Source organism: Marinilabilia sp., assembly GCF_016278715.1.
In the GTDB taxonomy this organism is placed as follows: domain Bacteria; phylum Bacteroidota; class Bacteroidia; order Bacteroidales; family Marinilabiliaceae; genus Marinilabilia.
On record NZ_JADQBH010000006.1, the window covers coordinates 13,431 to 27,065 of the forward strand.

A 13,635-nucleotide genomic window follows, 5' to 3' on the forward strand; every position below is an offset into this window, starting at 1 on the left:
TAATTTGTGGAATTTGAGAAATCACACCTCCAGGCTCATTTAATAAATTTTGAGGAAAGGAAATAAAAGATACAAAAATCAGTTACTATCAATGTCATCACATTCACTTTTCAGGCTCCGCGGAACCGTTTCATCGGAGAACTCCACCCCGTCAGCAGATGCAGACACCGGAAAATACAAACGATTTTGAAGATTGGGTTGAAACAAATAATCAAAACGGATACCCGTCTCTTTTACCCTGCTCCCATCAGAATTCCAGTATGAAAGAATGCAAATTTTGTCTTCCGGAATCATTTTTGCCACATGTACCCCGTTCCTGCAAAGGATAAAAAAACCGGCCTCATCACCCGCAAAAACATAACTTTTAAGATAACCTGATTCAGGTGCTTTGGTAACATTCATCACAAAATCACCGGGATCTGTTTTCACAACCGGATAAATCCCTCCCTTTTCGGAGGCATTCAACACAATTTTTCCTGATTTTTGGTTAATCTCAATCCATACGTCTGCACTGTCGAGGTTCAGGGTATTGATCCCTGTCAGAAAATCGAACCCCCATTTTGTTATCTTTTCCGAGCCGGAAAAGCCACCATCAATCACATGCTTTTCCCTGATAAAAGGAACAGAGGAAGCAAAAGAAGTTTCATCGATTTTGCGAACAACAAGACTGGCATCGAAAGGATAGGGAGATAAAAAGATGGTGTCCCGGATATCAGGCTTTTTCACCACTTTATAATCAAGGCCACTCAGGAAACCGGATGCACTGGTGCGCACGGTAATGCCGAATCCACGACGGAAAGCTATACTAAACTGCCCGTTTTCATCGCTGACGGTATAGTTCTTCTGGCTTCCGGTTTCATCAATATTGGCCTGATAGGAGGAAGTAGCAAGAATTCGGGCGTTCTGAACCGGTTGACCGCTGCTTTGATCAACCACAACGCCCTCCCAGGAAATATTATAGGCTTCTCTGGCACAACTGCTGACCAGCAGAAGTCCGAAAACCAAAATAAACCCCCTGTTCAATGCACCCTTTCTCATCACCATTATTTTAGCCAGCCTTCAAACTCAAAATCACAATTTCTCCATTCGCCCGAGATAGAAATATAAGTCTCGCGCTGCTTCCTTTTAATCCAGTCATTAAATGTTTCTTCCTGTTTTTTGTTTTCCAGTATCCGCTTAATAGTCTGATAATCATCAACCATATTGGCACGGTGAGGTGGAGTTTTTTTCTGCAAACGCACAATAGTATATTGGTCCGTTCCCAAACGCTGATCTTTCATCATAAAAGGGTCAGAAATGGCTCCTTCTTCCATGTTTTCAACCACACGAGCGATGGTTGGAGGAATTTGCTGAAGTTCAAACTTGGTAGATTGGGTTTGCGGATTAATCACTGTACCTCCACTGGCCCGGGTATCCTTATCCATAGAAAAACGTAAAGCCGCATCCTCGAAAGAGATACTGTCTGCGCGGATAAGGGTCACCAAAGAATCGGCAACTTCCTTTGCTTCTACAATAGCCTCTGATGATGGTTTTGGTTTTAGCAAAATATGACGCACATTGATACGGTCGCCCTGACGTTCGACCAATTGCATGATATGGAATCCAAATTCGGTTTCCACAATTTTAGAAACCTTATTCTTTTCTCTCAAATTAAAAGCCACCTGCGAAAATTCGGGAACAAGGTTGGCTCTTGGTGTGAGTCCCAACTCGCCACCACGTGCGGCACTGTTGGGGTCTTCTGAATACAGCACAGCCAGGGTTGCAAAATCGCGTCCTTCGCGTACCTGACGCTGAAAATCACGCAAACGTCCTTTAACGCGGTCAATTTCATCCTGACTAATACGAGGGGTGATGGCAATTTTCTGATATTCGAACTGGGCTGGCATTCGAGGCAGACTATCCTCGGAAGTTTCTCTAAAAAACCGCCTTATTTCCATTGGAGTTACAGCAATATCTTTGGTGATCTCAGAACGCATTTGCTGGGTAAGCATCTGGTTGCGCACCAGCTCCCGCTGTTCTTCTTTAATACGCAGAATTGACTTGTTCAGCCACTCTTCAAGCTTCTCCCTGGAGCCTGCCCGGTTAACAAACTCGTTAATCTGACGGTCAACCGTCATCAGGACCTGGTTTTCGCTTACTTCGACACTATCTATTTTTGCTTGTTCCAGAAGAAGCTTTTGCACCATCATTTGTTCCAGAATATGACATTTCATATCACCGGCAAAATCAACCCCTTCCATCAAGGCTTGCTGATGCTGAAACTCAATATCGGAACGAAGCACAGGCTCATCACCCACCACAGCCACAACCTGGTCGATAACATTTTTCTGTCCGTGAACCATTAAGGTCGAAAAAATCAGAATAAAAAGAAAGGTAACTCTGCGGGGATGAATATTTATCTGCATGTAAAAAAGTTTTTTCATTAAAAAAGAACAATCACCAAAATGGTTATTAATAGAAATTTATCGTTTTCTTCTGGAGAGCTTCTTCATAAAGTTCCTTTTCAAGAGTCTTTAAAAATTCGCCTCGTTTTTTATTCAAAAGTATCGCTTTTATTCGTTCCTCCACAAAGCTAAGGGGAGCAGTACTCCCGATAAGCTCATAATCTGTCACCAGTAAGAAATACCGACTCTGTTTATCGGTGGTTTCATAATAACGATTATACTTCAAAAACCGTTCCTCATTTCGAACTGGCTCGGGCAAATTGGCATTGATGCGCTGAAACGGTATCCAGGAATCCAGAAATACATTGTACATTCTGGCATTTTGCAAACTGTAATTTTCCAGTGCCACAAGACTCTCCGGGTCAGCAGTTCTGCACCACCGGCGGATATCGCTTTGCCCGGGTGCATCCAGTGGAACTTTTATCAGCAAACCTTTGATGATGTTCTCCTGCAGCTTGAAATTGTCTTGCATCTCCTTGTAATATTGTTCAATTTCTTCTTTGTTGAGCAATGGAGAGTATTTTTGCTCCAGCATTTTCTGCTGATATTTATTCACTAATAAAGAAGTACGATATTCATCGAGCATTTGACTGACATCCTTTTCCTCATCTGTTAAATTTGATTCTGCCTGATTCAAAAACAATTTATTTCGCACCCAGCGGTTAATATACTCATCTGCAAGGGCTGCACTATCTTCTTTGTTTATATCAGAGGGCAGCACCTCATTTAGGTCATCCTCTTTCAATACTTCACTTCCTACTCTAACAACCGGTTTGCTGTCACCCTCCTTCACAGCACCTTCGCAAGTCAATAATAAAACGGTCATTACAACGGCAATGGGAATAATTAAAAGGGCTTTTGTGTTCATCAATTAATATTTCTTTAAACTTTCAGACATTAAATACAAACAAGTAAATCATGCTTTCTGCCTTTTGAATGCAATTAACAAAAAACGAACAGAGTTCAACTCAAACAAAGAATAATATTTTTGCAAGGTATCACAAAAATAATGGTTTGTTTGCAGGCTGGCAAACAACAGCAAAATTTTGAACTTCAAAAAAACAACAGCATGCCTCAATAGGCCTGCAGATAGCTGATAACGAATTGGTTGCAACAAAAACCTATATCGTACAACTCTTTGACAATAAAAACTTTGCGTCATTGCCTCTCGGCATTCAGACTTATTTAAAAGACCATTAAAAAAAACAACCCGGAAAAACGGGAGCGCTTAATCCGGGTCTGCTTCTAATTCATAAAAAATAAATATTATTACTAACGGGAATAATTGGGAGCTTCACGGGTAATGGTTACGTCGTGCGGATGACTTTCCGTCACACCTGCATTGGTGATTCGGGTAAATCTGGCTCCGTGTAAACCTTCAATGTTCCCTGCGCCACAATATCCCATTCCGGCGCGAAGTCCGCCTGTCATCTGATAAATGACCTCGTACAAAGTTCCTTTATAGGGAACCCGGGCAGAAATCCCTTCAGGAACCAGCTTCTTAATATCGTCTTCAACATCCTGGAAATAGCGGTCTTTCGAACCTTTCTGCATGGCCTCTATGGATCCCATGCCCCGGTATGTCTTAAACTTCCGGCCATTATAAATAATGGTTTCTCCCGGAGATTCCTCAACTCCGGCAAACAAAGAACCGGCCATCACAGAGTGTGCCCCTGCAGCCAATGCTTTTACAATATCGCCACTGTAGCGCAATCCGCCATCCGCAATCAAGGGAACCCCGGTTCCTTTCAGCGCTTTATGAACATCATAAATGGCCGACAATTGAGGCACTCCCACCCCCGCAATCACCCGGGTGGTACAAATAGACCCCGGACCGATGCCCACTTTTACGCCATCGGCCCCGGCTTTTACCAGGTCTAAAGCAGCTTCTGCTGTGGCAATATTCCCTACCACCACCTCCAAATCAGGAAACCGCTTCTTGGTCTCCCTCAGGGTATTCAAAACCCCTTTGGAATGCCCGTGGGCAGTGTCAATAACAATGGCATCCACATTGGCATCCACCAGAGCCTGAATGCGCTCAAAGGTATCGGCAGTAACACCTACACCGGCAGCAACCCTCAAACGTCCTTTGGAATCTTTACAAGCCAGGGGTTTATCCTTGGCTTTGGTAATATCTTTATAGGTAACCAGACCTATCAGCTTATTATTATTGTCAACAACAGGCAACTTCTCAATTTTGTGGCGCTGCAAAATATCAACCGCGCTTTCGAGATCGGTAGTCTGATTAGTAGTAATCAAATTCTCTGAAGTCATTACTTCTGCAATGGCACGGTCAAATTTCTTTTCAAAACGCAGATCCCGGTTGGTCACAATCCCTACCAGATATCCACCATCATCCACCACAGGAATTCCCCCAATTTTGTATTCACTCATCAATTCAAGAGCATCTGCCACGGTTTTGTCCCGTTTGATGGTGACCGGGTCGTAAATCATTCCATTTTCGGCCCTTTTAACAATCACCACCTGCTTCGCCTGTTCTTCGATGGTCATATTCTTATGAATCACACCAATCCCCCCTTCTCTGGCAATAGCAATGGCCAGTTGCGATTCGGTAACGGTATCCATGGATGCGGACACGATAGGCGTATTCAATATAATATTCCTTGAAAAACGAGTGGACAGGTCCACCTCTCGAGGCAATACTTCCGAGTAGGCAGGAACCAGAAGTACGTCATCAAAAGTCAATCCATCGGATGTGATTTTGTCGTTGAGAAATGACATGAGCTGATGCTTTTTAGGTTTAAAAAAATTTTGGCAAAGGTACGAAATTCTCTTTTCTTTTGCAGAACCGATTCGATAGATTATTTGATTAATTTTGTCCGTATGGCCGACAATTACGTTGAGATATTAAAAAAGCACTGGGGGTTTGATTCTTTCAGACCGCTTCAGGAGGATATTGTACGATCGGTTGGACAAGGAAATGACACGCTGGCTCTGATGCCCACCGGGGGTGGAAAATCGATTACTTTCCAGGTTCCGGCTCTGGCAACCGACGGGCTCTGCCTCGTGGTGACCCCGCTAATAGCCCTGATGAAGGATCAGGTGGAAAACCTAAAGAAAAATGGTATTAAAGCAGCGGCCATTCATTCGGGCCTTTCTTACCGGGAAATTAAGGTCACTTTCGACAATGCCATGTTTGGAGGCACAAAGTTTCTTTATGTCTCGCCCGAGCGGCTATCCACAGAACTATTTCTTGAGAAACTTCCTTTCCTTAACATCAATCTTATTGCAGTAGATGAAGCCCACTGTATCTCTCAGTGGGGATATGACTTCAGGCCCTCTTATCTGAAAATTGCAGCCATCAGGGAAATTATCCCCGACACCCCTGTTCTGGCACTTACAGCAACTGCCACTCCGCAGGTAGTTGAAGATATTATGGAGCGGCTATTATTCAGAACCAAAAATGTATTCAAAAAAGATTTTGCCCGGCCCAACCTGGCTTATGTTGTACGTCCAACGGAAAACAAAGAACAGGAATTGGTAAAAATCCTTCAGGCGGTGAACGGATCAGCAGTGGTCTATGTGCGAAGCAGAAAAAAAACGCGCGAATATGCCGATTTGCTCCTTAGAAACCACATCAGTGCAGATTATTTTCATGCCGGACTCACGCAAGTCAGTAAAAACGATCGGCAGGATAAGTGGAAGAACAACCGCACAAGGGTAATGGTCGCCACCAATGCCTTTGGTATGGGAATCGACAAACCCGATGTTCGTGTTGTTGTTCACATGGATGCTCCAGACTCACTGGAAGCATATTTTCAGGAGGCAGGTCGTGGCGGTCGCGATGGGAAAAAAGCCTTTGCAGTACTTTTGTGGAGCAACAACGATAAAGTAAAACTCAACAAGCAGGTAAGAACAACCTTCCCCGAACCGGAAGCAATAAAGAGAATATATGATGCCCTGGGTAATTTTTTTCAGCTGCCGGTAGGTGCCGGTTTTCAAATGATATATGATTTCGACATCGGAAAGTTCTGTAGTGCCTTTAGTTTTAACATCCTTCAGGTCTTTAATTCTCTAAAAATCCTGCAAAGAGCAGGATATCTGGCACATACTGAAGAACTGGACATTCCCTCAAAGGTGATGTTCCTGATGGAAGGAAACAACCTTTACAAGTATCAGGTGTCCAATGCCGCAATGGATCCTTTCATTAAAGTTTTGTTGCGCACCTACACAGGGCTTTTTACGGAATACACTTCCATTAACGAAGCAGATCTTGCAAAAAAAACAGGCACTACAAGTGACGTTATTTACAAAGCACTTCAACAACTTTCCAAAGCAGGAATCATCCACTATATTCCCCGACGAAAAACTCCTTTGATTACCTGGCTGCAATCGCGTGAAGAGTTACGCCACCTGCGTCTCCCTCCGGAAGTTTATGAAAAAAAGAAACAACAATATATGGATCAGACAGGAGCCGTGGTGGAGTACGGTTCCTCAAACCACATCTGCAGAAGTCGTTTTTTGCTCAACTATTTTGGCCAGAGTAAATCCGAAAACTGCGGCGTTTGCGATGTTTGTCTCTCCCGAAAAAAATCGGGTCTGAAAGAAGAAACTTTTTCTGAAATTGAGAAATCACTGGAAACCATGCTAAAAGAATACCCCATGGAAGCCGATAAAATAGTGGACACTCTACCTTTTGAAAAAAAGGATGTCTGGGAAGTACTAAAGTGGCTGGAGGACCATGAATTCATCGGACAAATGGAAACCGGCGAGATGGAATGGCTCAAATAAAAATCCCTAAATTCAGAAAATGTCAATCGATTTCCAGAACTTTGTACCCTGACTATTAACTTTGTACACAAAAAAGGGTTTTAACCTGATTAAACACTACATTATCAATATTTATCACTAATTTTGCAGCGAATATGCAAACAGATTTTGAACATCCGGTTTATTCGAAAAACGTTTTAGAGTTTGTTACCGTTGCCAAAGAATTTTGCGCCTGGCTGGAAGGAACTCCTTCATTCCCCCGCAGAGAATTTGTGGAAACGGGACGAATGATGTTGCCATTGCTGTACCTGAAAGCATCTGGCCTGCCCAAGCCTGGAACCATGCTTGAGGACGATTTCCTGGAAAAATTTGTGGCGGAGGAAGAATATCAACAAATCCTCAATGCCGTGTTGGTATAGATGGGGCCCTACAACGACTATCTGGAAGTTTTCACTGCCGATATGCAAAACAGTGTTGAACCTCTGACCGCCACTATCTCTGAAAATTTGGCCGATATTTACCAGGATGTAAAAGACTTTTTGATGAGTTATCGCACCGCGGTAACGGAAATCATGAATGAAGCACTCATTGAGTTGGTAGAAAGTTTTGAAGAATTTTGGGGCCAAAAACTGGTTAATGTTCTGCGGGCCTTTCATGAAGTTGCCTTCAACGGTGAAAACATTGATGAGGAGGAAGATGAAACCGATCCGACAGAAGACCGTAGAAACACTGAAGACTGGTTGATTTCGAAAATGCAAAAAAACTGGCAGGACGACCACGAAGAAGACAGGAATCATATTTAATTTTTTCCGGGCGGAAGCACTCCCACCCGGCCATCAGTAACATTTTAACTGAATGCAGCATACAATATCAAAAGACGCTATAAACGAATTACCCTTAAAACAATTTGAAGGGAAGGTTACAGTGATTGAAGATCCGGAGCGAGTCACCGAAATTGTAGAAAAACTTCAAAAAGAAAAGGCCATTGGATTTGATACCGAAACCAAGCCTTCATTCAAAAAAGGAGTCTCACACGACATCTCCCTGTTACAACTCAGCACCAGAGACGAAGCTTTTCTCTTCAGATTACCCAACACCGGATTCAACGGCTCACTGACAAAATTAATGACCAATCCTAAAGTGGTTAAAGTAGGGGTTGGCATCCGGGATGACCTTCGCGGTCTGAAACAATTAAACAGTTTTATTCCAAAGGGGTTTGTAGAACTTCAGGAAATGGCTCCCGAATACGGAATAGAAGTACTGAGTCTGAAGAACCTGGCCGGTTTATTACTGGGATTCCGGGTATCTAAACGTCAAAGACTCTCCAACTGGGAAGCACAGGAATTATCGGAAGGTCAAATACTTTATGCCGCAACCGATGCATGGGTATCCTTGGAAATATACAACAAATTGAAAGAGCTTAAACCGGTTAAAACAAAAACCACTAAAACTCAAGCACAACCAAAAAGCTCATAACAGCCAACCTCTATATGGAATTTGCTAAAATTATTCTAAAACCGGGAAAGGAACAAAGTATTTTACGGTATCACCCCTGGATATTTTCAGGCGCAATCAAATCTGTTTCCGGTGAAATAGAAGAAGGAGATATTGTAGAAGTACTGGACAGCAACAACAACTTCCTGGCCATCGGACATTCACAGATAGGTTCCATATCAGTAAGAATTATCTCCTTTACACGGGTGGTTCCTGATGAAAATTTCTGGGAAGATAAAATTAAAAAAGCATTAGCAGTACGGGAGAAAGCAGGTCTGTTCAATAATCCGGACACCAATGCCTTCCGGCTCGTTCATGCGGAAGGCGACGGAATGCCTGGACTAATCGTAGATATTTACAACCAAACGGCTGTCATGCAAATTCATACGGTTGGAATGTATCTCATCAAAGACACACTGTGCAATGCTTTGCGAAATGTAATAGGGCCCAACCTTAAGGCCGTCTATAACAAATCAGAAGGAACCATTCCCTTTAAAGCCGATGTGAGCCCTGAAAATGGCTTCATGTTTGGAAAAACAGATGATAAAACAGCCATCGAAAACGGTTTGCGCTTCAATGTGGACTACGAAAAAGGTCAAAAAACAGGCTTTTTTGTGGACCAACGTGAAAACAGGGCACTACTGGAAAAGTACAGTAAAGACAAAAAAGTGCTGAATCTTTTCTGCTACACAGGCGGCTTTTCATTCTATGCGTTACGGGGCGGAGCTTCGGTTGTTCATTCGGTTGACAGCTCCGAACGGGCCATTGAACTGACCAATAAAAATGTGGAATTCAACTTTCCGGGAGACGAGAGGCACAGGTCCTTTGCCGAAGATGCTTTTAAATATTTAAACCACTCCGGGCAGGATTACGATCTAATGATTTTGGATCCTCCTGCTTTTGCCAAACACCTCAATGTAGTACCCAACGCACTGCAGGGCTACCGAAAGCTGAACACCAGAGCCATTGAAAAGATAAACCCGGGAGGAATTATATTTACTTTCTCCTGTTCCCAGGTAATCAGCAAAGATGCGTTTCGAAAAGCAGTGTTTTCAGCTGCTGCCAAAACCGGACGCAACGTCAGGATTCTGCATCAGCTGGAGCAACCCGCCGATCATCCGGTGAATATTTATCATCCCGAAAGTGAATATCTGAAAGGATTGGTTCTCTTTGTAGAGTAACACACTCTATTTATTTCAGGAAAACGCCAATTACTGCGCAGCTCTCGTTTTTGGGGCAGTCATTTACGAAAAACTTAAAAGAAAATATTTTGAAATTTACAGAATTTGGCTTCTCCCAGGAAGTAATTGACGGACTGGAAGCCATGAGATTTGAAAAAGCAACTCCTGTTCAGGAAGCCACCATTCCCCCGATCATGAAGGGGAAAGATATGATTGCCTGTGCACAGACAGGTACCGGAAAAACGGCTGCTTATTTGTTGCCGGTGCTCGACCGCCAGGTGCAAGCCAACTCTGAAGGCCTCAACACACTGGTGTTGGTTCCTACCCGTGAACTGGCCATGCAAATCGACCAGCAAATGGAAGGCTTTGGCTACTTTTTGTCCATCACCTCCATTGCAGTTTATGGGGGAAATGATGCCGGACTCTGGAACGCTCAAAAAACCGCTCTGACAACCGGTGCCAACGTCATTGTTGCTACCCCGGGACGCCTGCTTCAGCACCTGAGCATGGGTTACGTAAAAATGGATACGCTAAAACACCTGATCCTCGACGAAGCAGACCGTATGCTCGACATGGGTTTCTACGAAGACATCATGCAAATCGTCTCCCACATCCCCAAAAAGAGACAAACACTGATGTTCTCAGCCACAATGCCTGGAAAAATCAGAGAGATGGCCCGCGAACTTCTGTCAGAGTATGAAGAAGTCAACATCGCCATGTCCAAACCTGCCGAAGGAGTTTTACAAGGTGCCTACATGACCTATGAGCCACAAAAAATTCCATTGATCAACAGCCTGTTAAAAGGAAAAGATCTGAAAAGCATAGTGATTTTTTCATCTACCAAGCAGAAGGTGAAAGATATCCAACGCTCTTTGCAGCAGAACCGCTACCCGGTTAAAGCCATCCATTCAGACCTGGATCAGAAAGAACGTACCGAAGTGATGCGTGAATTCCGAAACCGAAACATCCAGATACTTGTGGCCACCGATATTATTGCACGTGGAATTGATGTGGAAGGAATAGACCTTGTAATTAATTTTGACGTTCCCAACGATGCAGAGGACTACGTTCATCGCGTAGGGCGTACTGCCAGGGCCTCATCCACCGGTGTGGCACTGACATTCATCACCGAAAGGGACCAACAGGACTTTAAAAATATTGAAGAACTGATCGAAACGACCATAATTAAAATTCCTCTACCTGCTGAAATTGGTGAGGGGCCAGAATACAATCCCAAATCCTTTTCAAGGAATAAAAAGCCTTTCAACCGAAACAAAAAAAAGGGTGGAAAACCTTCAGGGAAATACCGGGGAAAAGACAATAAATAGCAGCCTTTCCGGCGAGATTAGTGCGCCTCATAAAGCAAGACAGATTTCGGACAATACCCAAAAGGAATTGAATTCCACAACGACGATGGACAATCCAGTAATTTCAGGTAATTAAAAAAATCCATCGTTGGAAGAAAACTATCAAGGCTGTATGGGCCGGGCTGCGCCCTGTTTATGCAGCTTTCTCATATCCGCCTGTTTTTATGATTGAGTTTAATCTAAAAAGATGTTTTTTAAACCCAGCCTGCATTATTCAACCTTTAAAAACACTCAAATTAAACCGTTCACGATGCAAACCATTCCAAAACTAATTGCTGAAAAAACCGGTATTTCCACTACCCAAATAAACAACACCATCGAACTGCTCAAGGAGGGAGCAACCATTCCTTTTATCAGCCGGTACCGGAAAGAGCGTACCGGAAGCCTCGACGAAGTTGCAATTGGAGACATCAAGGAAGCTTATGATAAATTCCTGGAACTGGAAAAACGAAAAGCCACCATCCTAAAAACCATTGAAGAGCAGGAACTCCTATCCGATGAGTTAAAAATCCGCATCGAAAATTGTTATGATGCCACCGAACTGGAAGATATTTACCTGCCATACAAACCAAAAAGAAAAACCCGTGCAACTAAAGCGAGGGAACTGGGACTGGAGCCGCTGGCTAAAATAATCCTAAAACAGGAGGAGCGGGATCCGGAAACCCGGGCTGCCTCATTTCTTTCTGATGAAGTGCCTGATGTGGAATCAGCACTACAGGGTGCCAGAGACATCATTGCTGAGTGGGTAAACGAAAATAAGACAGCAAGGGAGATTGTGCGAAACAGCTTTCAGCATCACTCGGTAATTTCGACCAGGCTGGTAAAAGGGAATGAAGAAGCAGGCGCCAAATACCGCGATTATTTCGAATGGGAAGAACCACTCAAACGATGTCCTTCGCATCGTTTCCTGGCAATGCAACGTGGTGAAAAAGAAGGATTTCTCAAATTGGCTGCTTCCCCCGAAGCAGAGAATATTCTGCCACGTTTAAAGCAGCTTTTTGTAAAAGGAAAAAATAATTCTGCCGACCAGGCAGAACTGGCCATTGAAGATGCTTACAAAAGACTGCTGGCCCCATCACTGGAAAATGAGACCATGGCAGCCTTTAAAGAGAAGGCCGATGAAGAAGCCATCCGGGTATTCAGCGACAATTTAAGACAACTTCTTTTGGCTCCCCCATTGGGGCAGAAACGTGTGCTTGCCCTGGATCCGGGCTATCGAACCGGTTGTAAAGTCGTGTGTCTGGATGCACAGGGTGAATTATTGCACAATGAAACAATTTATCCGCATCCGCCTCAAAAAGAGACTACCAAGGCAATGAAAAAGCTGGATTCACTTGTGGATGCCTACAAAATAGAAGCCATTGCTATCGGAAACGGAACGGCCTCCAGAGAAACCGAGGACTTTGTACGTAAAACCAAATTCAACCGCGACTTACAAGTGTTTGTGGTTAGCGAAGACGGAGCCTCCGTGTACAGTGCTAGTAAGGTGGCACGGGATGAATTTCCTCAATACGATGTAACGGTACGAGGATCCGTTTCCATTGGGCGCCGTCTGATGGATCCGTTGGCCGAGCTGGTGAAGATTGATCCAAAATCCATTGGAGTAGGCCAATATCAGCACGATGTGGACCAGCACAAACTCAAAGATGCTCTGGACCGGGTTGTAGAATCGGCCGTGAACAGTGTGGGTGTGAACCTAAATACCGCGAGTCATCACCTGTTGACCTATATCTCCGGACTTGGCCCGGCGCTTGCAAAAAACATTGTGACTTACCGCAACGAAAACGGCCCGTTTGTGAGTCGTGCGGCTTTGAAAAAAGTTCCCCGTCTGGGTGCTAAAGCATTTGAACAGGCCGCTGGATTCCTGAGAATCGGAGAAGCCAAAAATCCGCTGGACAACACGGCTGTCCACCCTGAATCGTACCCCATTGTATTACAAATGGCAAAAGATTTGGGCTGCGAAATTAAAGATCTGATTAAAGACAGGTCACTCAGAGAAAAAATTAACCTTAACCAATACGTCACGGAAGGAACAGGCCTCCCAACCTTGAAAGACATCATGCAGGAGCTGGAAAAACCCGGACGCGACCCCCGTCAAACCATCAAGGTTTTTGAATTTTCCAGAGATGTACACACCATGGAAGACCTCAAGCCCGGCATGAAAATTCCGGGAATCGTCACCAACATCACCAACTTCGGCGCCTTTGTGGATGTAGGCGTTAAGCAGGACGGACTGGTTCACATCTCGCAACTGGCCGATCGCTTCATCTCCAATCCTAATGATGTGGTGAAACTGCATCAACACGTGGAGGTTAGAGTTCTGGAAGTGGATGTGGCCCGCAAAAGGATCCAATTGTCGATGAAAAACATGTAGAGACGATTCATGAATCGTCTATACATGAATCGTATTTACAACAC

Annotated in this window: 9 protein-coding genes and 1 pseudogene; 6 read left to right on the forward strand and 4 right to left on the reverse strand. The window is 44.0% G+C overall.

Annotation, left to right across the window (positions count from 1 at the left end):
• Positions 1 to 78 precede the first annotated feature (78 nt).
• From QZZ43_RS00255 to guaB, 4 genes are all read right to left on the reverse strand, one after another.
• On the reverse strand, positions 79 to 1,038 hold the full coding sequence (locus QZZ43_RS00255; RefSeq protein WP_291854695.1) for a carboxypeptidase-like regulatory domain-containing protein: 960 nt from the start codon (positions 1,036 to 1,038) through the stop codon (positions 79 to 81).
• A gap of 5 nt (positions 1,039 to 1,043) precedes the next feature.
• Positions 1,044 to 2,405 (reverse strand): peptidylprolyl isomerase, encoded by a 1,362-nt coding sequence (locus QZZ43_RS00260; RefSeq protein WP_291854698.1) that lies wholly within the window; start codon positions 2,403 to 2,405, stop codon positions 1,044 to 1,046.
• A 46-nt stretch (positions 2,406 to 2,451) separates the two neighbouring features.
• Positions 2,452 to 3,312 (reverse strand): hypothetical protein, encoded by an 861-nt coding sequence (locus QZZ43_RS00265; RefSeq protein ID WP_291854701.1) that lies wholly within the window; start codon positions 3,310 to 3,312, stop codon positions 2,452 to 2,454.
• A gap of 404 nt (positions 3,313 to 3,716) precedes the next feature.
• The gene (gene guaB, locus QZZ43_RS00270) at positions 3,717 to 5,186 is read right to left on the reverse strand and encodes an IMP dehydrogenase (RefSeq protein ID WP_291854704.1); all 1,470 of its coding nucleotides are present in this window, start codon (positions 5,184 to 5,186) and stop codon (positions 3,717 to 3,719) included.
• Between the two features lie 102 nt (positions 5,187 to 5,288).
• On the opposite strand from guaB, the gene QZZ43_RS00275 reads away from it, so the two are divergent.
• The 6 genes and pseudogenes from QZZ43_RS00275 to QZZ43_RS00300 all read left to right on the forward strand — a co-directional run bounded on the left by QZZ43_RS00275 (position 5,289) and on the right by QZZ43_RS00300 (position 13,591).
• Complete coding sequence (locus QZZ43_RS00275) at positions 5,289 to 7,196, forward strand: ATP-dependent DNA helicase RecQ (protein ID WP_291854706.1); 1,908 nt, start codon at positions 5,289 to 5,291, stop codon at positions 7,194 to 7,196.
• Between the two features lie 134 nt (positions 7,197 to 7,330).
• Positions 7,331 to 7,978 (forward strand): annotated as a pseudogene (locus QZZ43_RS00280) (DUF5063 domain-containing protein).
• A gap of 52 nt (positions 7,979 to 8,030) precedes the next feature.
• Entirely contained in the window at positions 8,031 to 8,651 is a 621-nt protein-coding gene (locus QZZ43_RS00285; protein ID WP_291854709.1) for a 3'-5' exonuclease, read from the forward strand.
• Between the two features lie 14 nt (positions 8,652 to 8,665).
• Positions 8,666 to 9,850 (forward strand): class I SAM-dependent rRNA methyltransferase, encoded by a 1,185-nt coding sequence (locus QZZ43_RS00290; protein WP_291854712.1) that lies wholly within the window; start codon positions 8,666 to 8,668, stop codon positions 9,848 to 9,850.
• An 89-nt stretch (positions 9,851 to 9,939) separates the two neighbouring features.
• Positions 9,940 to 11,178: a DEAD/DEAH box helicase gene (locus QZZ43_RS00295; protein ID WP_291854714.1), complete on the forward strand. Its 1,239-nt coding sequence runs from the start codon at positions 9,940 to 9,942 to the stop codon at positions 11,176 to 11,178.
• Positions 11,179 to 11,467: 289 nt separating this feature from the next.
• Positions 11,468 to 13,591 carry a Tex family protein gene (locus QZZ43_RS00300; RefSeq protein WP_291854716.1) on the forward strand — a complete coding sequence of 708 codons (2,124 nt, stop codon included), beginning with the start codon at positions 11,468 to 11,470 and terminating at the stop codon, positions 13,589 to 13,591.
• Positions 13,592 to 13,635: the final 44 nt, after the last annotated feature.